At 67.0% G+C, this 557-nt stretch carries 1 protein-coding gene; it reads left to right on the forward strand.

The annotated features are described in order from the left end of the window. Window positions 1-107: 107 nt before the first annotated feature. Window positions 108-557 (forward strand): leucine zipper domain-containing protein (locus ABD709_RS21405; RefSeq protein ID WP_344779091.1); only part of this gene is annotated, 450 nt, incomplete at its 3' end.

Here is a 557-nt window from a genome sequence, read left to right on the forward strand (position 1 = left end):
CTAGCTGTAGTTCCCCGGCAGGTTGTGAACACGCAGGCGTAGACGAATAGCGAGGACCTCCAGTACGGAGGGGGTTACCACACCAACCCTCTAACTGGAGGTCCTACGTGACTCACGCTAACGCCCCGCTCACTCCGCTCGGTCGCGAGCGGCTCGCGAAGCTCATCGTCGAGAAGGGTTGGCCGGTCCGTCGAGCCGCGGAGCGGTTCCAGGTCTCGCCTGCGACCGCGGCGAAATGGGCCGCCCGCTACCGAGTTGGGAGGCCGATGACTGACGTGTCGTCGCGGCCGCAGACCTTCCCGACGCGGTGCCCTCAACGACTCGAGCGACGCATCATCAAGCTGCGCTACTGCCGCCGATGGGGACCGCACCGGATCAGTTACCACCTCGGTGTCCCGCGATCGACCGTCGGCCGGGTTCTGGCCCGCTACCGGATGCCTCTGCTGGCCCATCTCGACCAGGCCACCGGCCTGCCGATCCGCAAGCCCAAGCCCGTCCGCTACGAGGTCGCAGCGCCGGGCGACCTGGTCCACGTTGACATCAAGAAACTCGGCCGG

Source organism: Nocardioides panacisoli (assembly GCF_039537325.1).
In the GTDB taxonomy this organism is placed as follows: Bacteria; Actinomycetota; Actinomycetes; order Propionibacteriales; family Nocardioidaceae; genus Nocardioides; species Nocardioides panacisoli.